18 protein-coding genes are annotated in these 24,897 nt (G+C 50.6%); 12 read left to right on the top strand and 6 right to left on the bottom strand.

What is annotated here, in order from left to right; all coding sequences use genetic code 11:
* Positions 1-283 precede the first annotated feature (283 nt).
* The 5 genes from ABJU74_RS03450 to ABJU74_RS03470 all read left to right on the top strand — a co-directional run bounded on the left by ABJU74_RS03450 (position 284) and on the right by ABJU74_RS03470 (position 8,038).
* Complete coding sequence (locus ABJU74_RS03450; protein ID WP_348382722.1) at positions 284-1,534, top strand: lipoprotein-releasing ABC transporter permease subunit; 1,251 nt, start codon at positions 284-286, stop codon at positions 1,532-1,534.
* On the top strand, positions 1,527-2,210 hold the full coding sequence (locus ABJU74_RS03455) for an ABC transporter ATP-binding protein (RefSeq protein WP_348382723.1): 684 nt from the start codon (positions 1,527-1,529) through the stop codon (positions 2,208-2,210). Before ABJU74_RS03450 ends, ABJU74_RS03455 begins: the two co-directional genes overlap by 8 nt.
* A gap of 99 nt (positions 2,211-2,309) precedes the next feature.
* Complete coding sequence (locus tag ABJU74_RS03460; RefSeq protein WP_348382724.1) at positions 2,310-2,783, top strand: glutathione peroxidase; 474 nt, start codon at positions 2,310-2,312, stop codon at positions 2,781-2,783.
* Positions 2,784-2,875: 92 nt separating this feature from the next.
* Complete coding sequence (dnaE, locus tag ABJU74_RS03465) at positions 2,876-6,385, top strand: DNA polymerase III subunit alpha (RefSeq protein ID WP_348382725.1); 3,510 nt, start codon at positions 2,876-2,878, stop codon at positions 6,383-6,385.
* Positions 6,386-6,430: 45 nt separating this feature from the next.
* Positions 6,431-8,038, top strand: coding sequence for a long-chain fatty acid--CoA ligase (locus tag ABJU74_RS03470; RefSeq protein ID WP_348382726.1), 1,608 nt, complete (start codon positions 6,431-6,433; stop codon positions 8,036-8,038).
* Positions 8,039-8,054: 16 nt separating this feature from the next.
* Here ABJU74_RS03470 and ABJU74_RS03475 read toward each other — a convergent pair whose 3' ends face one another.
* From ABJU74_RS03475 to moaB, 4 genes are all read right to left on the bottom strand, one after another.
* Positions 8,055-9,179, bottom strand: coding sequence for a class V aminotransferase (locus ABJU74_RS03475; RefSeq protein WP_348382727.1), 1,125 nt, complete (start codon positions 9,177-9,179; stop codon positions 8,055-8,057).
* Positions 9,176-9,973, bottom strand: coding sequence for a tryptophan 2,3-dioxygenase (locus tag ABJU74_RS03480; protein WP_348382728.1), 798 nt, complete (start codon positions 9,971-9,973; stop codon positions 9,176-9,178). Before ABJU74_RS03480 ends, ABJU74_RS03475 begins: the two co-directional genes overlap by 4 nt.
* Positions 9,974-10,048: 75 nt before the next feature.
* Entirely contained in the window at positions 10,049-11,146 is a 1,098-nt protein-coding gene (locus ABJU74_RS03485; RefSeq protein ID WP_348382729.1) for a PA0069 family radical SAM protein, read from the bottom strand.
* Positions 11,147-11,183: 37 nt separating this feature from the next.
* Positions 11,184-11,711: a molybdenum cofactor biosynthesis protein B gene (gene moaB, locus ABJU74_RS03490; RefSeq protein WP_348382730.1), complete on the bottom strand. Its 528-nt coding sequence runs from the start codon at positions 11,709-11,711 to the stop codon at positions 11,184-11,186.
* Positions 11,712-11,825: 114 nt separating this feature from the next.
* Here moaB and ABJU74_RS03495 point away from each other — a divergent pair, with 114 nt between their 5' ends.
* The 7 genes from ABJU74_RS03495 (at position 11,826) to trxA (ending at position 23,191) form a co-directional block, all read left to right on the top strand.
* Positions 11,826-14,174 (top strand): PAS-domain containing protein, encoded by a 2,349-nt coding sequence (locus ABJU74_RS03495; protein ID WP_348382731.1) that lies wholly within the window; start codon positions 11,826-11,828, stop codon positions 14,172-14,174.
* Positions 14,175-14,186: 12 nt separating this feature from the next.
* Positions 14,187-14,642 (top strand): tRNA (adenosine(37)-N6)-threonylcarbamoyltransferase complex ATPase subunit type 1 TsaE, encoded by a 456-nt coding sequence (gene tsaE, locus ABJU74_RS03500; RefSeq protein WP_348382732.1) that lies wholly within the window; start codon positions 14,187-14,189, stop codon positions 14,640-14,642.
* Positions 14,639-15,616 (top strand): phosphotransferase, encoded by a 978-nt coding sequence (locus ABJU74_RS03505; protein WP_348382835.1) that lies wholly within the window; start codon positions 14,639-14,641, stop codon positions 15,614-15,616. Before tsaE ends, ABJU74_RS03505 begins: the two co-directional genes overlap by 4 nt.
* A complete protein-coding gene (locus ABJU74_RS03510; RefSeq protein ID WP_348382733.1) occupies positions 15,616-16,332 on the top strand; it encodes a nucleotidyltransferase family protein in 717 nt (238 codons plus the stop codon). The genes ABJU74_RS03505 and ABJU74_RS03510 overlap by 1 nt, the downstream gene beginning before the upstream one ends.
* A 5-nt stretch (positions 16,333-16,337) precedes the next feature.
* Positions 16,338-19,328 (top strand): double-strand break repair protein AddB, encoded by a 2,991-nt coding sequence (gene addB / locus ABJU74_RS03515; protein WP_348382734.1) that lies wholly within the window; start codon positions 16,338-16,340, stop codon positions 19,326-19,328.
* Positions 19,328-22,762, top strand: a complete 3,435-nt coding sequence (gene addA, locus ABJU74_RS03520) for a double-strand break repair helicase AddA (RefSeq protein WP_348382735.1) — start codon at positions 19,328-19,330, stop codon at positions 22,760-22,762. Before addB ends, addA begins: the two co-directional genes overlap by 1 nt.
* Before the next feature lie 102 nt (positions 22,763-22,864).
* Positions 22,865-23,191, top strand: coding sequence for a thioredoxin TrxA (gene trxA / locus ABJU74_RS03525; protein WP_348382736.1), 327 nt, complete (start codon positions 22,865-22,867; stop codon positions 23,189-23,191).
* On the opposite strand, the gene ABJU74_RS03530 is transcribed toward trxA, so the two are convergent.
* Both ABJU74_RS03530 and ABJU74_RS03535 read right to left on the bottom strand, forming a co-directional pair.
* On the bottom strand, positions 23,188-24,000 hold the full coding sequence (locus ABJU74_RS03530; protein ID WP_348382737.1) for an inositol monophosphatase family protein: 813 nt from the start codon (positions 23,998-24,000) through the stop codon (positions 23,188-23,190). The two genes, trxA and ABJU74_RS03530, sit on opposite strands and share 4 nt — an antisense overlap.
* Positions 23,997-24,896 (bottom strand): glutathione S-transferase family protein, encoded by a 900-nt coding sequence (locus ABJU74_RS03535; protein ID WP_348382738.1) that lies wholly within the window; start codon positions 24,894-24,896, stop codon positions 23,997-23,999. Before ABJU74_RS03535 ends, ABJU74_RS03530 begins: the two co-directional genes overlap by 4 nt.
* Position 24,897 lies beyond the last annotated feature (1 nt).

Below are 24,897 nucleotides of genomic sequence, written 5' to 3' on the forward strand. Positions count from 1 at the left end.
CGATAATATCGTCCCCCTGTTTTCCTGTCTTATTCAACGCCGTTTGTCCCCCAACATTCGGCGGAACCAGAAAGGATCCCTGAACCATGACCTGTTAGCGGTAATTGATTCTGTCGCTATCTCTGATCGGGATGACCGCTATTGTCATGCAGTTTTTCACAAATGTGCAATATTGGTTCAGCTTTGTGTCATAATGGCAACAGCATTTTGATCAGTATCGCTCTTGCCTGCGCGGTCTTGCAACCCTAAAGCCACAATAGTTTTTGAGGAAGATCAAACGCCTATGCTTCTATCCCGATATGAATGGGTCATCGCAAAACGTTATTTGCTTCCCGGCAAGGGAGAAGGGTTTATTTTCCTGGTTGCGAGCATCAGTTTGATCGCAGTGATGCTAGGCGTGGCCGCTCTGATTGTTGTGATGAGCGTGATGAACGGTTTTCGTGCGGAATTATTCGACAAAATTGTCGGACTAAATGGCCATGCGGTGGTGCAGGGCTATGGTGGGCGTCTTCCCGACTGGCGCGATTTGCTTGAAGACACGCGCAATACCGAAGGGGTGGTATCAGCATCACCGCTAATCGAGCAGCCTTTGCTGACCACCTTTAACGGACGAGTGGAAGCTATTTTGGTGCGCGGCATGCTCGTGCCCGATATTCTCGAGAATGAAACTTTGGATGGCAAAACCGTCGCCGGCGATTTAGCGCGATTGGAACCAGGAGCCGGCCGCGTAGGGATTGGCAGTCGTCTTGCAACCACATTGGGGGCACAAGTGGGCAGCCGGATAACGGTGATAAATCCGCAAGGACGATCGACTCCATTTGGGACGGTGCCGCGCGAAATATCATACGAAGTGGCGGCTGTTTTCGAAGTGGGGGTCTACGATTACGACAAAGCTTTTGTGATTATGCCGATGGAGGATGCGCAGACTTTGATGCTCTTGGGCGATCAGATCGGGATGATCGAAATTAAAACTAATGATGCGGACAATGTCGATGAAATTATTGCGCCCATTTATCCTAAGGTGGTGGATCGGGCGGTGATAACCGATTGGAAATCCATGAACGCCTCTTTGTTTGAAACGCTCCAGGTTGAGCGGGTGGTCATGTTCGTCATTTTATCGATCATCATATTGGTGGCGGTGTTTAATATTCTCTCCTCTTTGATCATGCTGGTTCGTGCCAAAACCCGAGATATTGCGATATTGCGGACAATGGGCGCTTCACGGGCCTCGCTGACGCGGATTTTTGTGACTGTGGGCACATCAATCGGCGCCTTGGGCATTGCCGCTGGAATTATATTGGGACTGATTGCCATTTATTTTCGACAAAATGTCATCAATTTTGTTCAAACGATAACCGGACAAAATTTATGGGATCCTTCTATTCGCTTTCTAACCGAATTGCCCGCGCGGACTGATCCTATGGAAGTTCTTGGCATTGCCATGCTGGCTTTGCTTTTCAGTTTCCTGGCGACGCTCTATCCGGCTTTTAAGGCGGCGAGCACCGATCCAGTGCAGGTCTTGCGTTATGAATGATTTGAATAGCAACGTCGTCCAATTGCGTGATGTCAAACGAAGCTTTAAGCAGGGCGATGTTCGGATAGACGTTCTCAAGGGCGTCAATCTCGACATTCGTTCCAATGAAATTGTGGCGCTGTTGGGTCCATCCGGTTCCGGCAAATCGACCTTATTGCAGGCTGTGGGTTTGCTAGAGGGCGGCTTTGAAGGTTCGATCAAACTGAACGGCGAAGAAACCGCACAAATGTCTGCTAGCGGGCATACCAGAGTGCGCCGTGAGCTGCTCGGGTTTGTCTATCAATTTCATCATTTACTGCCGGATTTTTCGGCGGCTGAGAATGTTATCATGCCGCAATTAATTGCCGGTACATCCCAATCGGAAGCGGAGATTCGCGCCGAATCCCTGCTGTGCAGCCTGGGACTGTCAGAACGACTAGATCATAAGCCGAGCAAATTATCCGGCGGCGAACAGCAACGGGTCGCGGTTGCACGGGCCTTAGCCAATGCACCAAAGCTGGTCTTGGCCGATGAACCAACCGGCAATCTGGATGAATCGACCGCCGATATCGTGCTGGCCGAGCTCATGGCGTTGGTCCGCGAAGAAGGAAGCGCTGCGCTTATCGCGACCCATAATGAACGGTTGGCGGCCAAAATGGACCGCGTCGTCCGTCTTCATGACGGATTATTAAGCTAGCCTTTTCAAAAAGGAATGCAGATAGGCTTTGACATTTCGCGGGCGAATATCAATTTGATATGTAATTGGGGGCATTGTTGCAAAGAATGGGGCTAGTCTATGCAAATCACAGAATTTGAAATTGAACAGGCAGATGGTTCGAAAGAAGGGCTTTCGAAATATAAAGGCAAGGTGCTTCTTATTGTGAACACCGCATCGAAATGTGGCTTTACGCCGCAATATGAAGGGCTAGAAAAGCTCCATCAGGATTATGCCGACAAGGGGTTGGAAATATTGGCTTTCCCCTGCAATCAATTCGGTAGTCAGGAGCCTGGCGATGCTGAAGAAATCAAAAATTTCTGCACATTAAACTATGATGTCAGCTTTCCGTTAATGGCAAAAATTGACGTGAACGGGAAGGATGCGGATCCGCTTTGGGATTATCTCAAGTCCGAAAAATCGGGCCTTTTGGGATCGCGAATCAAATGGAATTTCACAAAATTTCTCGTGGACCGCGAAGGAAATGTCGTCGCGCGTCATGGGCCAGCCGTCAAACCAGCGCAATTGACAAAGGAAATTGAGGCGCTGCTCTAATCAATAAGATGTTGTGGACAACCAGTCGATAGATTGGGCTAAAGCGCAACTGTTTATGGCGTTTTCGTTCGCTGCACGCTAGGCATTAGACTATGCCGGAAATCCCTTTCGTTCATCTCCGTTCCTTTTCAGCCTACACCATTTTGGATGGTGCGATGGAACCGAAGGCTATTGGCGCCGCTGTGAAAGAACGCGGATTTCCAGCCGTCGCTTTGGCCGACCGGATTGGACTATTTGCATCCATGGCTTTTGATGATGGATGCCGGGCTAATGGTATTCAGCCAATTACGGGCTGCTTCTTGCGCGTCACGCGCTCTGCGAACGCGTCAGGAGACCAGCCGCAATTGGATTGGCTAGCGCTTTATGCGCAAAATGAAACCGGATATCAAAATCTGTGCCGATTGGTTTCGGCATCGCATTTGGAACGGCCCGCAGAACTGGATGCCCATATTCCAATTGAAATGCTGGCTCAGCATAATGAGGGCTTACTGGCTTTGACCGGCGGTGGCGAAGGGGCTATCGCGCGGCTCCTTGCCGAAGAACAACAAAGCGAAGCGGAAGCCTATTTATCCCGTCTGCAGGATTATTTTCCGGATCGTCTCTATATCGAATTATCGCGCCGCGATGATCCCGTTGAAACCGCAGCTGAGGCCGGGCTTATTGCAGTAGCAATGGAACGAAATCTGCCGTTGGTTGCGACCAATCCGAGCTGTTTTGCCGAACCCGATTTTCATGAAGCCCATGATGCGATGAAGTGTATTGCTGGATCGGCCTATGTTGAAAATGATGATCGCGATAAACCATCGCCGCATTTGTGGATCAAAAGTGCGATGGTCATGGAAGATCTGTTCGCCGATTTGCCCGAAGCGATTGAAAATACGTTGGTTATTGCGAAACGCTGTGCCTATTCTCCGCCGCGACGTGATCCTATTTTACCCAGTCTTGCGGGTGATTTAGCGGGCGAAGCAGAGCAGTTACGGCGCGATTCTGTCGCCGGTCTGGAAGTACGGCTTGATCATATTGGCGGTATAGAAGGCGCAGAAAGACAAGCTTATTTTGATCGCCTTGATTTTGAAATTAACGTCATCGTGAACATGGGCTTCCCGGGCTATTTTCTAATCGTTGCCGATTTTATTAAATGGGCCAAAGATCAGGATATTCCGGTCGGACCGGGGCGCGGATCAGGTGCCGGTTCGGTTGTCGCATGGGCGCTAACAATAACAGATTTGGATCCGATAAAATTGGGTCTGCTGTTTGAGCGCTTTCTTAATCCAGAACGGGTGTCGATGCCTGATTTTGATATCGACTTTTGTGAGACCCGGCGCGGTGAAGTCATTCGCTATGTTCAGGAAAAATACGGCTCCGGACAAGTGGCGCAAATCATTACATTCGGAAAGTTGAAAGCTCGAGCGGTGCTGCGCGATGTGGGCCGGGTATTGCAAATGCCTTATGGTCAAGTTGATCGCCTGACCAAATTGGTTCCGAACCATCCGACTGATCCGTGGGATTTAAAAAGAGCGCTCAACGGCATTTCGGAATTAGCGCAGGATTATAAGCAGGCTGACGTGAAGCGCTTATTCGATTTGGCGATGAAATTGGAAGGATTGCCGCGACACAGTTCAACCCACGCCGCGGGCGTGGTCATTGGTGACAGGCCATTGGATGAATTGGTTCCGCTTTACCGCGACCCGCGCTCCGATTTGCCGGTCACACAGTTTGATATGAAATTTGTTGAACAAGCCGGTTTGGTGAAGTTTGACTTTCTCGGATTAAAAACGCTCTCCGTGCTAAAAAAGGCGGTCGAGCTTCTTGCTGAACGCGATATCCATGTCGATCTGTCCACTTTAGCATGGGACGATCCGAAAGTTTTCGAACTGCTCCAGCGCGGCGATACTGTGGGTGTGTTCCAGCTGGAATCGGAAGGTATGCGCCGGACGCTAGCGGCTGTGAAACCCACCAATTTTGGCGATATTATAGCACTGGTATCGCTTTATCGTCCTGGACCGATGGATAATATTCCTCTTTTTGGCGATCGCAAAAATGGACGGGCTCAGCTGGCCTATCCGCATCCACTGTTGGAAGATATTCTCAAAGAAACTTACGGGATAATCGTTTATCAAGAACAGGTGATGCAGGCCGCGCAGGTGATTGCCGGCTATTCTCTTGGTGAGGCGGATATGCTGCGCCGGGCCATGGGCAAAAAAATCCAAGCCGAAATGGATGCGCAACGCAGCATTTTTGTCGAAGGCGCGGCTAAAAATAATGTGAATAGTCAACAAGCCAATGAGCTTTTTGATCTGATCGATAAATTTGCCGGCTATGGTTTTAACAAAAGCCACGCGGCTGCTTATGCCTTGTTGGCCTATCAAACCGCATGGTTGAAGGCCCATTACCCGCATGAATTTTATGCTGCGTCAATGTGCTTTGACATGCACCAAAGCGACAAGCTCAGTATTTTTGTCGATGATATTAAACGCCTTGGGGTGACAATATTGCCCCCGTCGATCAACAAAAGCCGTCCATCCTTTGCCGTAGAAGAACAGGAAGGCTCGTTATTGGCAGTACGCTATGCACTTGCCGGGCTTAAAAATGTCGGTGAAAAAGCGATGCAAGCATTGGTCGACGAAAGGACGGCCAACGGACCATTTGAATCGATGGATGATTTTGCCAATCGGGTTGACCCATCGGGCATGAACAAACGGCAAATAGAAAGCCTGTCCGCTGCCGGTGCATTTGACGCGATAGAATCCAATCGCGCTGCTGTTTATGAAGGCTCTGACATGCTGCTTTCGGTCGCCAATAGCGCTGCGGAATCAAGAAATAGCGGGCAGGGGGGGCTGTTTGGAGAAGGCGCTTCGGGGGATATGCAAGCCATTCGTTTGCCAGCAAATAGCAACTGGAACCTCAGCGAAATAATGGTGCGAGAAAGAGACGCTTTCGGCTTTTATTTTGCATCTCATCCGGTCACACAATTTCAGGCTGTCACCTCGTCTCACGGTGCCATGACTTACGCATCTTTATGTGAAGAAGGCCCCATTGCCGAAGGACAGCGTAAACCGGCGGTCATGGCAGCATTGGTTGAAGGCGTTCGGTGGCGCGAAAGCAAGCGTGGGAAACGTTTTGTTCTGGTTGATCTGTCCGATAGCAGTGGGCAGTTCTCCGGCAGTTGTTTCGAAGAAGAGCAATGCGAAATTTTGGCAGAAATGGCGAAAGAGGGAAGCTGTGCGCTGTTGAATGTTGAGTTGGATCAGCGCTCGGATGACGAAAGTCCGCGTGTTGCTGTTCGCCGAGCTCAAGCGATGAATAGTCTTGAGAAAACAACCCGTACCCGCATGGAATTGGAGGTGCGTGATCTAGACGCTCTTCAGGAATTGAAGAATTTCATCGCCCCCTTATCCGGCGGAAAAAGTGAACTGGTCGCAACTATACCTAGCTTTGTTGGTGAAACCGTCCCGGTTCGCCTTGGACGCCATTTTCAATTGGATGCGCAAGTCGCCGAATCTTTAAGCCATATTGCCGGATTAGAGAATATTCGACTGGGACCAGCAACCGGCTCACCAACGATACGACATCGGGCGCCCAATTTAAGGCTTGTAAGCTGATCGATTTCGGTTGAAAAACAAGCACATAAAAATAGGGAGAGTTTAATGGCTGGAGCTATGCAGGGCAGTGCGCTCAAAATTACCAATTTAATTGATCATGCGGCGCGCGAGCATACCGACCGCGAAATTGTCAGCTATTGGGCTGATGGATCACTTACACGCAGCAATTGGGGCGAAATTGGTCAAGAAGCGCGGAAATTTTCTCAGGCTTTGCATCGATTGGGAATGAAAAAAGGGGATAGGATCGCCACCATTGCCATGAATCATACCCATCATTTGATCAGTTGGTACGGCTCAGCTGGTATCGGAGGCATTCTCCACACTGTGAATCCGCGCCTGTTTGAAGAGCAGCTCGTCTATATTCTCAACCATGCCGAAGACCGAATTTTGTTGTTCGATAAAATGTTCACGCCGATTATCGAAATGTTGAAACCCCAACTTAAAACGGTGGAACATTATATTCAGTTTGATGGTGAAAAAGGCGATTATCCGACATTTCGGGAACTGGTAGATGCGGAAGACGGTAATTTTGATTGGGTCGACGTCGATGAAAATGACCCGTGTGGACTATGCTATACAAGCGGCACGACCGGAAATCCGAAAGGCGTTCTATATGAGCATCGGTCGAATGTCATTCATGCGCTGACCGAAGTCCAGCCAGATATTATGGACCTGGCAACGCGGTCGGTCATGCTTCCGATTGTACCGATGTTTCACGCCAATGCATGGGGGCTGCCTTTCGCTTGTGCCGCGGTGGGCGCCAAAATGGTTTTCTCCGCGAGCAATGAGGCACCGATTTTGTGGAAATTGATCCGCGAAGAAGGGGTAACCCACAGTGCCGGCGTGCCGACGGTTTGGCTTTCGATGTTCGCAGATATGGATGCCAATGGTGGCGATTATGCGGATCTCAGAGTAATCACCATTGGTGGATCGGCTTGTCCGCGGTCGATGATCGAGCGCTTGATGAAAAATGGAATGCGCGTGGCCCATGCCTGGGGCATGACCGAAACATCTCCAATTGGGACCGCTGGCTCCTTGCCAGCCAATTGGGATGAACTGAATTTTGACGAGCAAGTTGATGTAATTTGCAAACAGGGTCGACCGCCATTTGGCGTTGAACTGCGGGTAGTGGATGAGGAAGGCAATGTTCTGCCGCGAGATGGCAAATCAAGCGGAACCCTAGAGATTCGGGGGCCTTGGATTATTCAACGCTATTATCGTGCAGATGAAGAAGCGGTCGAGGACGATCTGTGGTTTGATACTGGCGACGTGGCGGTTTTGCATCCTGATGGAACCATGCAAATTACCGATCGCGCTAAGGATGTCATCAAATCCGGCGGGGAATGGATTAGCTCGATCGAACTGGAAAATGCTGCCGTGGGTTGTCGGGGTGTGGCCGAAGCTGCCGCTGTTGGTGTCTACCACCCCAAATGGGACGAGCGCCCCTTATTGTTAATCGTGAAAAAGCCGGATGCCGAATTGTCCGGCGCCGATGTCATTGCCTATCTCGGGGATAAAGTCGCCAAATGGTGGTTGCCCGATGAGGTGATTTTCCTGGATGAATTGCCTCATACGGCGACCGGAAAAATATTGAAGCGGGCACTGCGCGATGAATATAAGGATTATAAGTTGAAAAGCTTGGCAGACGCCTAGGCTTTTTCTTCGCCCCTTAAGTGCAAAATTGCCGCAAGGCAGAAACCAGCCGATCAACATCGGCAGTGTCATGATAGAGCGCAAAGCCTATTCTAATGACATCACCGCGGACATCGGTGACGATATTGGCTTGCCGCAATTGGGATTCGAGCTGTGCGGCCGCTTGTCCTTGAAAGGCGAGAAACCGGGCATGGGGCCCACCATCATGCGGATTGAGCAAAGCCATATCGGCAAGTGGACATTGGTCTAGAAAGTAAGTCTGCAGCATGGCGACATGATCTGAAATGGTTGCTGTTGTCAGTTGCGCCTCTTTCAGCATGTCTTGTACCGCGTTAAATCGATACAAGCCTGATGGATCAAATGTGCTTCCTAAAAAACGGCGACCATCCGGAGCATAACCGACTTCGCCCGGGGCGAGCGCCAAATCGTCAAAAGCCGCATACCATCCGGTTATCGGTGGGCGCGGGGCAAAACTGGGCGGCGCATGCAAAAAACAGGCCCCTTCACCTGACATCGCATATTTATAGCCGCCCGACAGGTAGAAGATGCGATCCGATAGAGATGATAAATCAGTGTCGATGGCCATAAACCCATGATAGCCATCAATTACAACCCATGGACCATCAGGGCGCGCAAGGGCTGCTAGCGCATCAAGGTCGCCTAAAATCGTGCCGGAATTGAATAATATCTGGCTTGCAAATATTAGATCATAGTCGCCCGACTGTGCCGAAGCAGCGAGCGTATCAGCGTGCACGGCATCCAATTTTACCTTCCCATCTTCGATCCACCGATCCATTTGCCGACGGAAGCTGTGAAATTCGCCATTGGTGGTCAGGACACGAACGGTCGCTTTGGGAATGGCCGACATGATCCGAACCAGAAAGTCATGCGTATTGGGCGCAAAAGCGACAGTGTCTGGTTCGGGCAGATTCAGCTCGTTGGCGATATTCTGCTGGGCCGTCGACCAAAGAGGCCCCATGATTTTTTCCCATTTGTGATCGGCCATCGCCAATGCGTCTTCACATGCTGCCATATGGCCATGATAGGCCGCATCGGGCCAAAGATGGTGGCTATGTGCTGCAAAATGCAGGCGGTCGGGATCGGCTGTCAGGCTTTTCGAGAAGAGTGATTTACAGGTCATAATGCGGTTCGTACTGACCAGAGCTCAGGAAAGGCTCGCTTGGCGATTGTCGATTGCAGATAAGACACGCCCGCTGTGCCGCCAGTTCCCATTTTTCCGCCGATAACGCGCTCGACCGTTATGACATGCTTATGGCGCCACGTGGCCATTGCGTCGTCCAGATCCACCAATTTCTCCGCCAATTGGTAGAGTTCCCAATAGCGTTGCGTATCTTGATAAACTTCAAGAAAAGCCGCCTCGACTTGGGGAGAGGGGACATGGTTCTCGCTGAAATCACGTTCGAGCAATGCTGGTGGAATTTCAAAGCCATGGCGTGCCAAAGCGGCGATGCTATGATCCCACAGGCTTGGAGCATTTAAAGCCGTTTCCATAGCAGCAAGCGCGTGGGGACGATCAGTTTGATATTTTAAGAAGCTTTTGTCCTTGAGGCCGAGCAGATATTCAACGGTACGAAACTGATCCGATTGAAATCCGGAACTCTTGCCAAGAACATGGCGAAAACGACTATAATCGCTGGGTGTCATCGTTGATAACACATCCCAGCTCAGCGTCATCACCGCCTGTATCCTGCTGACTCGCGCCAGTGCTTTATAGGCAGGCACCAAGGCATCTTCTGCAATTTGCGCAATCGCAAAATGCATTTCATGGATAATTTGTTTGAGCCACAATTCTTTGGTTTGATGAATGATGATAAAAAGCAGTTCATCATTGCGGTCGGATTGCGGATGTTGGGCGTTTAGTAGCGTATCAAGCGTCAGATAGCTGGCATAGGTCACATCAGAATTTTTGGTCATGCCAGAATGTAACCGCCGCCTTGGACAAAGGGAAGCGAATAGCGGATCAACTTGGCAGGCTTTGGGAAGGTGGCCTTAGAAGAGTTCCAACTGACTGCCGCGTACGGCCGGACGTTTGAACAAATCCGTTCTTAGCCGGAAATGCGGCTTATCTAAACCGTTTTTACGCACAGCAATGCCTAAGCGGTGATGAAGTAATTCTGCCCAAGGGCCTTTCCCGCGCATACGACTGAAAAAGTCCGGGTCATTTTTTTTACCGCGCCGCATGGATGAAATTATCGACATAACTTTCTGTTTGCGATCGGGAAAATGCGCTTCGAGCCACTGTTCGAACAACGGGGCTACTTCGTGAGGCAATCGCACCGGAATGACAGAAACAGTTTGCGCACCATGGTCCGCTGCGGTGGCGACCAATGCTTCAATTTCATGATCTGTAATGGCAGGGATAACAGGAGCAATATTGACATGGACAGGAATTTTATGGCTTCTCAGCCTAGAAATTGCATCCAGACGTCTGGCAGGTGTTGGGGCTCTGGGTTCCAAAATGCGGGCCAATTGATGATCCAATGTAGTCACAGAAATCGCCACACCAGTCAGCCGATAACGCGCCAATTCTGACAAGAGATCGATATCATCCAGGATGCGATTAGACTTTGTTGTTATTCCGATGGGATGCCGGGTTTCCAGCATTAGTTCCAATATTTGTCGGGTAATCCGATAATGTTTCTCAATCGGTTGATAAGGATCTGTATTGGTACCAATAGCAATCGGTTCGGGACGATAGGTGGGTTTGGCGAGCGTTTTTCTCAACAATGTCGCTGCATTGGGCTTGGCAAAAAGTTTGGTCTCGAAATCCAATCCCGGTGACAAATCATGATAAGCATGGGTTGGCCGGGCATAGCAATAGACACAGCCATGTTCGCAGCCGCGATAAGCGTTGATCGAACGATCAAATGGAATGTCCGGTGACTTGTTGAAACTTAAAATCGATTTTGGATGTTCGGTGGTGACCTCTGTGCGCAGAGGGAGCGATTCTCCATCCAGATTCTCACAATGGTCTAGCCAGTCGCCATCAGCTTCACGGGCAAGATGGTTGAAGCGATGACTGTCGCTATTGGATGTTGCTCCGCGTCCTTTGCGCAGTGGTAAAGAGGAAGGTTTTTCTTGTTCCATCTGCTCTCTCTATCATGAGAACAAACAAAGAACAAAATTATTTTTCCAGAAGCCTTGGCATTAATTCAACAAAATTGCAGGGGCGGTGCCGGTTGTCCAACTGGGTGTCCAAAATGCCATCCCAGCCGTCTTTAACTGCCCCATTTGATCCGGGTAGTGCAAATATATAGGTGCCGCGCGATACCACCGCGCAGGCGCGAGATTGGACCGTCGATGTGCCAATTTTATCATAGCTCAGCCATCGAAAAAGTTCACCAAAGCCAGGAATATCCTTATCTTTAACCGTATCCAACGCTTCTGGTGTGATATCCCGTCCGGTTAAACCCGTTCCGCCTGTGGTGATGATTGCATCAACAGATAAATCATCAATCCATTGGTGTAGCTGTGCAACGATCTTGGATTTTTCATCTCGGATCAGATGGCGGTACAACAGAATATGCCCCTTTGTAGCAATGCGGTCTGCAAGAATATCTCCGGATGTGTCTTCCTTGATCGACCGCGTATCCGATACGGTTAAAAGCGCGATATTTATCGCTTTGAAGGGTCGGCTTTCGTCGATCGGCATACATAATCTCCGCTAATATTTCGACTGCTTTATAGCGCATATTATCGGACTTTTCTAAGCCATAAAGAATAGGGGCTTTTCGCCGCAGCTGTAACCGTCTAATCGCTTGTAATAATGTCGAACGTTCCTGATTTAACCGCCGTGATATTAGGCTTGATTCTCGCTGCTTGGTTGGCGGCGTCCGCATGGGCGGTCTGGTCGGGAATGGCAATGAAAAACCGGGCTGAAAAGACATTGCGCCAGTCCGGACGGCTCGGACGATTGTTGGAAACATCCCCCGCTTTGCCATTATTGGTGCGATCTGATGGCAAATTAGAAGCGTCCCAAAGGCTCATGCACTGGCTGGGTTTTGACTATCTACCGGCGCATATTTCGGAACTACATGGTCCGCAAGCCGGGATAAGTCGCGAAGATTTGGAAGGGCTGACCCAGGATGTCAATCTGGCCCAGAAATCCGGAAGCAGTTTTACACGAGCGGTAAAAGTAGCAGGCTCCGACAAGGCCCTGTTTATCCGCGGTGGCCTCGCCGATCAGCAAATTGCTCCCAATGGCAGTGCGCTATTGTGGATATTTGATGCCACGGATAGCCAAGGGCAGATTGAGAAATTACGCGCTGAAAATGAAGAGGCACGAGCTGCATTTGATGCGCTGTCTGCACTGATTGAAGCGGCGCCCGTACCGATGTGGCATCGGTCTCCTGATCTCAAACTGACTTTGGTCAACAGCGCTTATGTTTCAGCCGTTGATGCTGAAAACGGGGCTCAAGTGGTCGAAGAAGGCATTGAATTAATTGAAACAATCAATGGGGTCAGTCCCATCGATGCAGCGGCGCAAGCAAAAGAGAAAGGCGAGACGTTTGAGCGCGTGGTCGCTACCACCATAGGTGGGCAAAGGCGAACGACCCAGGTGGTTGATGTTCCTCTCGGGAAATCAGGCATTGCCGGCTATGCCATTGATATTCAGGAATTGATCGATTCGCGCAAAGAGCAGCGGCGGTTCAATGAGTCTCAGCGCGATATGTTGGACAAGATATCTGCTGCGGTGGTTCAGTTTGACGCCGACAAGTCTTTGCAATTTTGCAATCTACCGTTTCAGCGGATTTTTTCGATGCGGCAACAATGGATTGCAGAACGACCAGAATTTCCCCGCGTCCTCGATCGGATGCGAGAGATGAATCGCATTCCCGAAGTGCGTGATTTTCCAGAATGGCGCGAAGAACGGACACAATGGTTTCAATCCACCGGATCGATCGAAGAAAACTGGCTGTTGGCTGATGGAACGCATTTGCGGGTCATCGCCAATCCGACTCCCGATGGGGGCTTGCTTGTCATCATCGAAGATCGCACCGAACAGGTTCAATTGGCCAGTGCCCGTGATACGTTGTTGCGGGTTCGAACCGCAACTTTTGATAATTTATTTGAATCGGTTGCGGTCTTTGCCGCCGATGGCAAACTCAATATTTGGAATCACCAATTCGCCAATAATTGGAATTTGGATGAAGACGAATTGAGCAAACATCCCCGGGTGGATTCGCTCATGCAAAAAATGGCAACGCAGCTCAAGCAGCCTGCGCGTATTTCTGAAGTCCGGGCCATGGTCCGCACCGCGACATCGGAACGAGAGCAACAAAGCGGTCAGATATCTTTTGCTGATGGTCGCCGCTTCGAATTTGCGGCTATTCCGCTACCAGATGGCAATGCGTTGTTCACGATGCTGGATATATCGGACAGTCGCCGGATCGAACTGGCCTTGCGCGAACGCAATGAAGCCTTGGTCGAGGCGGATTCCATCAAAGCGACGTTCCTGTCCAACATGAGTTATGAGTTTAGAACACCTTTGACATCAATTGGCGGGTTTGCCGAATTGTTGGACAATGAAGTCGCCGGACCTTTGACCGAGCAAGGCCACGAATATGCCCGCGCTATTTTGCAATCTGTCAAGCGATTGGGCATGCAGATAGATAATGTTCTGGACCTCAGTCAAAGCGAAGCTGGGGCATTGCCCATAGCCAAAGAAAAAGTGAATCTGAACAAACTGGTTGAAGATGTCAGCGCGCAATTTGTTGAGGAAGCGCAATCCAAAAATATTGATATGGAATTGCAGCTGGATGAAACTCTTGGTTCAGCTCTGGCGGACAAAAAGCGGCTGTCACAAGCCATTACCCAAGTAGTTGACAATAGTCTGCGCTATACCGGCAAGGGCGGCCGCTTGCTGATCAACGGAAGCGGTAATGTCAAACAGGCGGTTATTCACATCTCTGACAATGGCCCGGGCATGAGCGCGGGACAGCAATCAAAAGCTTTTGACAGTTTTGCGCGATCCCGCAAAAAATCGGGTGAATATGTGGGGGGATTGGGACTACCCTTGGCGCGGCAATTATTGCTGGCTCATGGCGGGGAACTGACATTGACTTCGGAACCCGGACAAGGGACGCTGGTCACTATTCACCTTCCGCGGCAATAGGCGGGTGGCAATATGAACAATGTGATCCTGTTGGAAGATGAAGCCGCAACCTTGGCTTTGGGCAAGACGCTCGCTGACGTGCTCAAGCCTGGCGACAAAGTTGCACTGACCGGAACATTGGGGGCGGGAAAAACAACTTTTGCCCGCGGCATTATCCGCGGCTTAGGATTTGTTGATGATGTGCCCAGTCCCAGCTTTGCTATCGTCCAGCATTATGATCCGCCAGATGTGCGGTCGTCACTGGCCCATGTCGATTTTTATCGCATCGAAGCGGCCGAGGAAATTCCAGAATTGGGCCTCGATGAGATACTCGGTTACGGTGCGCTTGTCGCCGAATGGCCCGATCGCATGCCTGCGTCCTTCTGGCATGATGCGCTACAAATTTCGCTTGAGATTGAAAATGATCACACTCGCCGGTTGACTTGGTCCGCTGGCCCGGCTTGGAAAGACAGATGGCCCAGAACATGATACCGCCCGCCGCCGCACAGGCGTTTCTTGATCGCCTTGGCTGGACGGGCGCAGACATATTGCCTGTTGCTGGCGATGCCTCATTTCGTAGATATTTTCGCGTTGTCGCTAAAGACCGCCAAGCCATTTTGATGGATGCGCCACCACCGCATGAAGATCCCCGTCCGTTCATTCAAATTGCGCGTCATCTCAAGGCACAGCAATTTGCCGCGCCCGAGATATTTGGGGAAGATCTCGAACATGGATTGGTCTTGCTGGAAGATTTTGGTGACCATCGGATGCGCGAACATCTCGATGCGCATCCTGAAGAGGAAATCCCAATCTATCGGCAGACTGTCGATTTGATAAAGACATTGCATGAGAAACCCGCTGCTAACGTCCCACCATATGATTGGGAGCAATATTTGCGCGAAGTGAATTTATTGCCGCAATGGTATTGCCCGGCGCAAAAATTGACCGTGGCGCAAGACGCGTTTGAGCAGGCTTGGCAAACCGTCCTCGCGCCGGTGCTTGCGGCGCAAACCGTGCCGGTCACTGTGCTGCGCGATTATCATGCCGAAAATATCATGTTGCTCGATAACCAGCGATTGGGATTGCTGGATTTCCAGGATGCCTTAGCCGGTCATGCGGCTTATGATCTGGTGTCGATGCTGCAAGATGCCCGCCGCGATGTTTCCGATGATTTGGAAGCGGCTATGCTGACGCATTATCTTGCTGACTTCGCTGATGATCAAGCGGATTTGTTTCGTAGCCATTATGCGATTTTAGGGGCTCAGCGGAACACTAAGATTATCGGGATTTTTACGCGACTATGTCTGCGCGACAAAAAGCCTCGTTATCTCGATTTTCTTCCGCGAATGTGGCGCCTTTTGGAAAAAGATCTGGCGCATCCCGATCTTGCACCCGTGGCGCAATGGTTCGATGAGAATATACCGGCAGCGATAAGACAACAGAAAATTGTGGAAGGGCATTGATGAGTAAAGTTACCACAGCCATGGTAATGGCGGCGGGATTGGGCAAACGGATGCGCCCGCTCACGGCTACGCGGCCAAAGCCTTTGGTCAAGGTGGCCGGGAAGGCGATGATTGACCATTGTCTAGATAAGCTATGGGAAGCGGGCGTTATAAACGTGGTGGTCAATGCGCATTACCTTCCGGATGCGCTCGAGGCCCATTTGAAATCGGTAAGCTATCCCTTTGATCTGCGCATATCGGACGAACGGGCACAGTTGATGGAAACGGGCGGCGGTATGGTGCAAGCGGCGCCCTTGATTGAAGAAGACCGGTTTTACGCAATAAACAGCGATAATCTCTGGACCGATGGCCCGACCAATAGTTTGCAGCGTCTGGATCAACGCTGGAATGATGAAGAGATGGATGCGCTTTTGTTGCTGGTCCCACAATCCGCGGCGCATAATTACAAAGGGGCAGGGGATTTCAAACTGGATGACTATGGACGCGTGTCCCGGCGGCTGCCTGATCGTCAGGCTCCGTTTATTTATACCGGCATCCAGCTCCTGTCGAAACGGCTTTTACGGGATGCGCCAGAGGGCCCATTCTCAACCAATATCTTATGGGATCGCGCGATAGCGGAGGGGCGGCTATTCGGATTGGTTCATGAAGGTAACTGGTTTGAAGTGGGGACTCCAGAGGCGATAGCTCCAACCGAAGCGGCGCTTGCACGTGCCTAGCGTTCATGTCTGAGCGGCAGGCTCCTGCGCTTTTTAATATTGCCGCGCATGGCGGATTTGCTGATGCCTTGGCACAAGGTCTGATTGACAAATTTCATAAAGATCCGCTGGCTCTTGCTCGCGGACTTATCATTTTACCCAATAACCGCGCGCGCCGCGCGGTTCATGATGCCTTTGTCAGGTTAAGCGAAAATGGATTGCTGCTTCCCCAGATGGCGGTCATTGGTGATCTGGAACTGGACGAATCCATCGGGGTAGCGTTGGACAATGGCCAATTGGCGCTGGATGTGCCGCCAGCCGTTGATCCGCTAAACCGTCTTCTGACCTTAGCCCGATTGATCGAGCAGGAACGAGCGGCGTCCGGCAATCCGATCCTGTCCAAAGACGCCTTACGTCTAGCCCGCGAATTTGCACGCACCCTCGATCAATTGACAGTTGAAGAAAAAGCGCTGTCTGCGCTTGTCGATATAGATGTCGAACCAGAGCTTTCTGAACATTGGCAGGAATCCCTCGCATTTTTCCGAGTGATTGCTCAGAAATGGCAAGAAAAACTTGTTCAATTGGGGGCGATAGATGAGGCCGCGCGGCGCAATGCGCTTTTCGATCAAAGCGTAAAAACCTGGCAAACACAGCCGCCGCGCCATTTTGTAGTTGCAGCCGGTATCACAACATCGGCTCCAGCCATTGCTCGATTGTTACGCGCAATTGCCTTTCTTCCAGAAGGCATGGTGGTTTTTCCTGATATTGATCTCATCATGGCCGATAACGAATGGGAGATGCTCGGTCCCTTTGCGCCGGATCCGATAACCGGTCAAACACCGCGCGCGCAGGAGACCCACCCGCAATATCATTTGAAATTATTGCTCGAACGCATGTCGGTTGCACGCGGCGAAATCATGCGATGGCCGAGAACCAGTACAACCGGCGCAGTGGCTAAACGCAGCCGGGCCTTAAGCAACGCATTCACCATACCGAAATTGACTGCACAATGGCAAAAGCTGGCCGCTGAAGAGCGCAGCTTAGCCGGGGTCCAAACAGTAGAAGCGCGCAACAGCGCCGAAGAAGCACAAATTATCGCGCTGCTTGCCCGTGAAGCTTTGGAAGTACCAGAACGCCGCGTTGCGATAATTACTCCCGATAGAAATCTGGCAGCGAGAATTTCAGCGCATCTCGCGCGATGGAAAATCCTCGCAGATGATACCGCCGGGCAACCCATGTCCAAAAAACCGGAAGGGGTTTTCTTCCTCACATTATTATCGGCTATTACCGACGGTTTTTCCCCCGCACTTTTTCTGGCCTTGTTAAAACATCCTTTAGTTCAAGGAGGCGAGGGGCGTTTGACATGGCTAGCCCATGTTCGCAATCTGGACCTTCTGTTACGGGGTCCGCGACCGATTCCGGGGCTGATGGGTATTGATAGTCTGCTTGAAAAGCAGGATCATCGCACCGCGGTGCTAAGAGAAAATTTGCTCCCCTGGTGGCAAGATGTGCGCGCCATATTCGAATCTGCGGAAAAGGCGCTACAAGGGAAATTGGATTGGAGTGAGGTGCTCGCAACAATCCGGCAACTGGCGGAAAATTTGACCAATGGACAAATTTGGGTAGGGCCGGCTGGTCGCCAGCTGAGTGACTTTCTATCGGATATGGAAAGCCGTGAAGCATTGGGGCCTTCTGATATTCAAGCCAATGAAATGGCTGCCTATTTTGAAACTTTTTTCGCTGAAATGCCGGTCAGACCGGCTTATGGAGGGCATCCTCGCGTCGCCTTATACGGCTTACTGGAAGCAAGGCTGCAACAAGCCGACTTGGTGATTTGCTGCGGATTGAATGAAGGCAGCTGGCCACAGGCAATTACGCCAGACCCTTGGTTGGCGCCGATGGTTCGCAAAAGGCTCGGTTTGCCTGCACAAGAACGCCAAATTGGATTGTCCGCCCACGATCTGGTTGGCGCAATGGGGGCGCATAATGTCGTTTTAACCCGAGCGCAGCGCGATGGCTCTAGTCCCGCGATTGCCTCTCGTTTTCTTTTGCGATTAAAGGCGATGTGCGGCGATAGTTTGAAGATGCATCCAGATGTGAAAAACTGGGCAGGCGGCATTGATAAGCCCGAACATCAGATCCGGATTGAACCGCCTGCACCCTTGCCCAGTGCAGCACAGCGCAAAGTGCAGTTATCGGTAACGCAAGTGGATCGGTTGGTCGCTGACCCATTTGCTTTTTACGCGTCCAAAATCATGGGATTGGGAACGCTCGAACCAATTGATGCAGAGCCTAGTCCGGCTTGGCGCGGATCGATTATTCACGAAATTTTGGATCGCTGGGCCAAAGAAGATCAATATGATGCCGAGGCTTTGAAAACGCGTGTTTCGGAATTCTTGAACGCACGCAACTCACATCCATTGATGCGCACGCTCTGGGCACCGCGGTTGATGGAAGGATTGCTGTGGGTGGCGTCTACCGTGGCAGAGCAGCGGGCAGAGGGACGGCTGCCGATGGCTTCAGAGCAAAAGGGCAGTGCGAATATCGCGGGTGTAAACCTGTTTGGCATTGCCGATCGGATCGATCAATTGCCCGATGGCGGATTGGCTGTTGTCGATTATAAAACAGGCTCTCCTCCTTCCAATCGATCAATAAAGGAAGGGTTCTCGTTGCAACTCGGCTTATTGGGAGCGATTGCCGAAACGGGCAGTTTTGAGAAAATATCGGGTGAGGTCAGTGGTTTTGAATATTGGTCTTTGGCTAAACAGAGCGGTAAAGATCGATTTGGCTATATTGCGACACCGACCAATCCGCGCAGTCCGGATCGCATTGAAAAAGAAGATATGGTCAGCCATGCAATAGCTAAACTTAGCCAAGCTGTATCGGATTTCATCCTGGGGGAAGCCCCGATGACGGCAAAACTGCATCCCGAATATGCAATTTACGCGGATTATGATCAATTGATGCGGTTGGAAGAATGGTACGGCCGCACCGCTCTTGAAATTGAGGTCGAGTGATGAGCGACATCCAAACTCTTCATCCCTTGGCAGAAAAACAAAATGATGCTGTCCAACCAGAAGCCAATATCTGGTTGAGCGCTTCTGCGGGAACCGGAAAAACACAGGTGCTTACCGCTCGCGTCTTTCGGCTTTTGTTGCGGGAACATGTTAATCCGGAACATATTTTGTGCCTGACTTTTACAAAAGCTGGTGCCGCGGAAATGGCGGAACGTATTCATCGACAATTGGCCAGTTGGGTGCGCGCCGATGATACGAGATTGGCAACCGATTTAGCCGCTATTGGCGCGCCGGTGGATCCGGAAACCCGCGAATATGCGAGGACTTTATTCGCACGGGTATTAGACGCGCGTGGCGGTGGTTTGCGGATCATGACCATCCATAGTTTTTGCCAGACATTGCTGGCCAGTTTTCCTGAAGAAGCGGACATATCGGCTTTGTTCAAACCGATTGAAGAGCGCGATCAGAAAATATTGGCAAGGCAAGCTTTAGGCGAACTTCTGCTCGATGAGGAATCGGCAGGAGATACTAAGATTATCTCTTCTATTCAGTCGCTTAGTGTAAGAATGGGAGAGGAGGAAGCAGAGAAATATCTCATGCAATGTGCCTCCAAAGCCGATGCAATGGACGCGCTGCCTAGCCATATTCTACCATTTGCAAGGCGCCTGCTCGGCTTGCCTAGTGACGGTGATGCGGATGGCTGGTTGTGTGAAAAAAGCGGCGATGATCAATTTGATGTGGAAACATTGCAGTTGATGATCAGCTGTCTCACAGCATGGGGTACCAAGACCGCGATTGGATATATCGAAAAAATTCAGAATTGGCTTGCTGCATCGCCTGCGGAACGCAGCAAAACCTTACCGGAACTGTATAAGATATGGGCGAAAGCTAATGGCGAGTGGCGGTCTGTTCCTAAAGGATTGCTCAAAGCAGCGCCGGAATATGAAGATCTTAGCGTCAAAATTTATGATGACTGCCGACAATTGATCGAGACTAAGATTCTCTTCGATTATGCAGATCTCTTTGCGGATAGTTTAAACGCGGGGCGTGCTTTTTATCATCACTATGCGCGTGCTAAAAAACGGCAGGGCGTGGTGGATTTTGATGACATGATCCGCATGACGGCACAGTTACTCAATCAAGGCAATATGGCGCAATGGATACGCTATAAGTTGGACCAACGCACCGATCATATCTTAGTTGATGAAGCACAGGATACCAATCTTGCACAATGGGAAATTGTTCGCGCACTCGCCGATGAATTTTTCTCCGGATTGGGTGCCAATGCTGAAAAATCGCGAACATTATTTACCGTGGGCGATTTCAAACAAGCGATATTTGGCTTCCAAGGCACGAGTCCTCATAATTATGTAAATGCCAAACATGGTTTTTTTGCCGATGCAGCTGCATCGGATCGTCCTTTTCTGGACCTCTCATTGGATCTTAGCTTTCGTTCAACCCCGCCAATTTTATCGGTTGTTGATGCGGTATTGGGCCATTTGGGGGAGAAGGAATTGGGGCTTGAGCAATCGGTTCCAAAACATAAAAGCCATTATATTGGAGAGTCGGGCAGTGTGACCCTGTTCAAACCAGTTGCGCATGGAGCTGTGGGCAATATTGATGATGATGAAAATTGGCTAAGCGATGAAAAAAGGATCTTTGCGCAAAGATTAGCGCTGCAGATTAAACAGTGGCTTGCGCCGGAAACGGCCCTGTGGCTTGCGCATCAAAACCGTCCTTTAGAACCGAAGGATGTTATGATCCTGGTCAGCAAGCGTGACGAACTGAGCGCATTGATCGTGGCTCGCCTCTTTGCTGAAAATATTCCGGTCGCCGGGATTGATAGGATTCGGCTGAATCAGCCGTTGGTGGTGCAGGATCTGCTCGCAGCGATGCGTTTTGTCTTGCAACCCCACGACGATCTCAATCTCGCATCGTTGCTTGTTTCTCCCCTTCTAGGCTGGTCGCAAGATGATTTGCTTGCGCATGGCTATCGGGGAGAGAATGATCGCGGGAAAAGCTTGTGGGACTTTCTGCGCAAACAGGAGGCGCTTGCTGGGGATATTCAACCTTTACGCGATATACTGGCGATGGCTGATTTTAACACGCCTTATGAGTTTCTCGAAACCATTGTCTCGGGGCCGTTGCAGGGACGGAAAAAGCTGTTGGCAAGGTTGAGCCATGCAGCGCTTGATCCCTTGGAAGAGCTGCTCAACACAGCATTGGCATTTGAACAGGATCATATTCCGACGCTGCAAGCCTTTGTCGATTGGTTTGACCGCGGCGATGTCGAGATTAAGCGGGACCAAATGGAAGACGGCAATGAAGTGCGGCTGATGACCGTGCACGGCGCAAAAGGTTTGCAAGCACCGTTGGTGATATTGGCCAATGCCACATTTGATCCTGCCAACAAGAAAAGAGGCGGATTTGATATCAAAGATCCGATTGAGTCAGATAATGATTGCCAATATCCTGTCGTTCCCATTCGAAAGGCCGAACGTATTGGTTTGCTTGATGCTTTCGCAACCGTGTCCGATGCACGGGAACGCGAGGAACATTGGCGCTTGCTCTATGTCGCAATGACCAGAGCAGAAGAACATTTGGTGGTCACGGGGACATTGGGACCCAAAGCCAAGGGTATGGTTCCCGATAGCAGCTGGTATCATGCCGTCGAGCAGGGGCTGAGTGCGCTCGGCAGCGAAAGCCGAGAATCTGTGTGGTGGATAGAGGAAAATACCTATCAAGGTCCTGAATTGGCGGTTCCAGAACGCCCAAAGCGGACGAAAATGGCAGCTGCAAGCGCAGTGACATCGGTGGCAATGCCCCATTGGTTATCAGAGCCTGCGCCTAAGGAATCTGTTCCGCCGAGGCCATTGACGCCATCCGATTTGGGACCTGATACGGCCGCCAATCCACCGCCATCTCGGGCGTTAAGAGACGCTGCGGAGCACGGAAAGTTGATTCATAATCTGTTCGAACGCTTACCCGATATTGCTCCAGTCGAGCGAGAGGCCGTTGCAGACCGGTGGTTAGAAAAGCAAAAACAGATATCCGACAAAGCGGAACGTGCGTTTTTAACCAAAAGCGTGATGACTGTGTTGAACAAGCCGGAATGGGCTGATCTCTTTTCTCCGGACAGTTTTTCGGAAGCTCCAATAGCAGCGGTCGTCGATCAGCATGTTATTTCCGGAACGGTTGATCGTTTGTTGGTAACTGAGAATCAAATGACGGTGGTGGATTTTAAAACAGGCCGTTCAGTTCCATCAAATGCAGAAGATGTGCCTTTGGCCTATTTGCGTCAAATGTCTGCCTATGTTGCTGCGTTGCAAAAAATATTTCCGGAAATTCCTGTCAAAGCAGGTTTGTTATATACGCAGGGGCCTAGTTTATTGGAGCTTTCGGACGATATTATCGCCAGACACCATCCTAGCTAAAAGTCAGACTTGGAGCGCCCATGAAATTCCTTTCCGGGCAAATGCTTGAGCATTGCGCGGACGATGCCTAAATAGAGTTTAAACAGTAAAAGGAGACTATCCATGGCGACCAAAGCAATTACCGACGAAAGCTTTGAACAAGATGTACTCAAGGCGAGCGGACCGGTTCTCGTTGATTTTTGGGCAGAATGGTGCGGACCATGTAAAATGATCGGCCCCGCTTTGGAAGAAATCAGCGATGAGCTTGGCGAGCAAGTCACGATCGCAAAATTGAATATTGATGACAGCCCGGATGCACCCGGCAAATATGGTGTTCGCGGCATTCCAACGATGATTTTGTTCAATAATGGCGAGCCCGTTGAAACCAAAGTCGGCGCCGCCCCGAAAAGCCAATTGAAATCATGGTTGGAAGACAGTCTTCCCGCCTAAACGGTGAATATTTCACTGAGCAGCTCAGCGGCCTCATCCCATAATTTTGGTGATGAGGCCCCGAGCAAGCCGGTTTTGCGGTCTGCTGGTCGATAGGCATCACCATTCCATCGCGCCGCTTTGCCACCCGCTTCATTGAGAAACAGAATACCAGCCGCATGATCCCAAGGCAGGCTGCGTTCAAACGTCGAAATATGGTTGCTGCCCAAAGCCAGGCGGGGATATTGTTCTGCCGCGCAGCGGGGTATATCGACAATCGTATAATGATCTTGTGATGTAGACAGCAATTCTTCCCGCTGCCCATCGGTCATAAAACCGGTGGCAAAGGCGCCGACCGGTTTTTCATCCGGATCAACCGGATTTGTGATTTTTTCTCCATTGATAAAGGCACCATGGCCTTTAGCGGCGAAGCAGAGCCGATCCGTGAGCGGATCATATAGCCAGCCAGCCACCGTTTCATTATTTTCCGACAAGGCGATTATGATACCAAAAGGAGGAGTGCCGGCGGCAAAATTTCCTGTGCCATCAATCGGATCTATGATCCAGGCTTGCTTGTCTGCCAGATGATCCAATAGACTTGGATCCGCCGCAGTAGCTTCTTCACCGACTATCGCTGCTCCGGGAAACAATGCAGACAGTTTCTCGCTTAACATTTCTTCGCTGAGTTGATCGGCTATGGTGACGAGGTCTCCAGGTGATTTCTCTTTAATATCAGAGGCCTGCAGGTTTTGATAGTGTGGCAAGACAATCTTGTTTGAGACCAAACGCAAAATGGCCTGAACGGCGGTATCAAGAGAGGAGGGGATCATGCTGGCGAGACGATCTGGCCAAGACGCGGGAAATGAACATGTACGTCTCCAACCTTGTCATCGTGCCTTTGGATAGTGATCTGACGGTCGCTCAGACCGATTAACTGTCCGGTTACAAAGGCTGGATCCGGGCTTTCTGTTTTCACTGACACAAGATCGCCGGCAGCAAAGGGTGAGCCTTCCGCGATGGAAACCGGAGCTGTCGGATTAGTTTCCAATGCATGGTTCAACGCTTGTTCGCGCGTCCACGATTCAAATTCGCCGTAACCCAGAGCATCGATACGATCATACCATGCCGCGACTTTATGTCCGAAATCAGAGGGTTTTCGTCCGGCAAATCCAGCAAATCTTATATTCATGTACAGCATCAAATCTGCATGGCCGACTTGCTCGCCGCCAATATAGGCACGACCGTCAGCCAGCGCATCTCTGACCAAGGCACCGCCGGCGTCAAATTGGGTGGTCAGATGGGGCACCATCGGTAGAAATTTTTGAGGGTTCATTCCGAAACGCGTCGTTCGATCTTCCCAAAAGGCATCGCTGACAATATTGGGATCCGTGCCAAGCGCTACACCGACTGCGGGCATGAACCATGCACTACCGGACCAATTGGCGATCATCCGTCCGGCAAAGCCCAGCGGTTCAGGATAGAGGCTCGGCTCAGCCTTTATAGTCTCCAGCCTATCCACAATTACAGCTGTGTCACAATAGACATCAGATCCGATTTGCAGAACGGGTATGCGTTCATAGCCCCCGGTTAGTGCGCTAAGCTCAGGCTTGGGCGCAATATCCGGCTGTTCAACAGATTTCCAAGAAATTCCTTTCAATCCCAAGGCCAAGCGCATGGCCTGACCAAAGGGGGAATTGGAATAATGATGCAAGATGACTTGGGTCATG

This window comes from Parasphingorhabdus sp. (assembly GCF_039982415.1).
Classification (GTDB): domain Bacteria; phylum Pseudomonadota; class Alphaproteobacteria; order Sphingomonadales; family Sphingomonadaceae; genus Parasphingorhabdus.

Coding starts and splice junctions, on each gene's coding strand:
- dnaE (WP_348382725.1), top strand. CDS start 2,876: ATGCCGGAAATCCCTTTCGTTCATCTCCGTTCCTTTTCAGCCTACACC.
- ABJU74_RS03455 (WP_348382723.1), top strand. CDS start 1,527: ATGAATGATTTGAATAGCAACGTCGTCCAATTGCGTGATGTCAAACGA.
- addB (WP_348382734.1), top strand. CDS start 16,338: ATGTCTGAGCGGCAGGCTCCTGCGCTTTTTAATATTGCCGCGCATGGC.
- ABJU74_RS03470 (WP_348382726.1), top strand. CDS start 6,431: ATGGCTGGAGCTATGCAGGGCAGTGCGCTCAAAATTACCAATTTAATT.
- ABJU74_RS03495 (WP_348382731.1), top strand. CDS start 11,826: ATGTCGAACGTTCCTGATTTAACCGCCGTGATATTAGGCTTGATTCTC.
- trxA (WP_348382736.1), top strand. CDS start 22,865: ATGGCGACCAAAGCAATTACCGACGAAAGCTTTGAACAAGATGTACTC.
- ABJU74_RS03450 (WP_348382722.1), top strand. CDS start 284: ATGCTTCTATCCCGATATGAATGGGTCATCGCAAAACGTTATTTGCTT.
- tsaE (WP_348382732.1), top strand. CDS start 14,187: ATGAACAATGTGATCCTGTTGGAAGATGAAGCCGCAACCTTGGCTTTG.
- moaB (WP_348382730.1), bottom strand. CDS start 11,711: ATGCCGATCGACGAAAGCCGACCCTTCAAAGCGATAAATATCGCGCTT.
- ABJU74_RS03485 (WP_348382729.1), bottom strand. CDS start 11,146: ATGGAACAAGAAAAACCTTCCTCTTTACCACTGCGCAAAGGACGCGGA.
- ABJU74_RS03480 (WP_348382728.1), bottom strand. CDS start 9,973: ATGACCAAAAATTCTGATGTGACCTATGCCAGCTATCTGACGCTTGAT.
- ABJU74_RS03460 (WP_348382724.1), top strand. CDS start 2,310: ATGCAAATCACAGAATTTGAAATTGAACAGGCAGATGGTTCGAAAGAA.
- addA (WP_348382735.1), top strand. CDS start 19,328: ATGAGCGACATCCAAACTCTTCATCCCTTGGCAGAAAAACAAAATGAT.
- ABJU74_RS03530 (WP_348382737.1), bottom strand. CDS start 24,000: ATGATCCCCTCCTCTCTTGATACCGCCGTTCAGGCCATTTTGCGTTTG.
- ABJU74_RS03510 (WP_348382733.1), top strand. CDS start 15,616: ATGAGTAAAGTTACCACAGCCATGGTAATGGCGGCGGGATTGGGCAAA.
- ABJU74_RS03505 (WP_348382835.1), top strand. CDS start 14,639: ATGATACCGCCCGCCGCCGCACAGGCGTTTCTTGATCGCCTTGGCTGG.
- ABJU74_RS03535 (WP_348382738.1), bottom strand. CDS start 24,896: ATGACCCAAGTCATCTTGCATCATTATTCCAATTCCCCCTTTGGTCAG.
- ABJU74_RS03475 (WP_348382727.1), bottom strand. CDS start 9,179: ATGACCTGTAAATCACTCTTCTCGAAAAGCCTGACAGCCGATCCCGAC.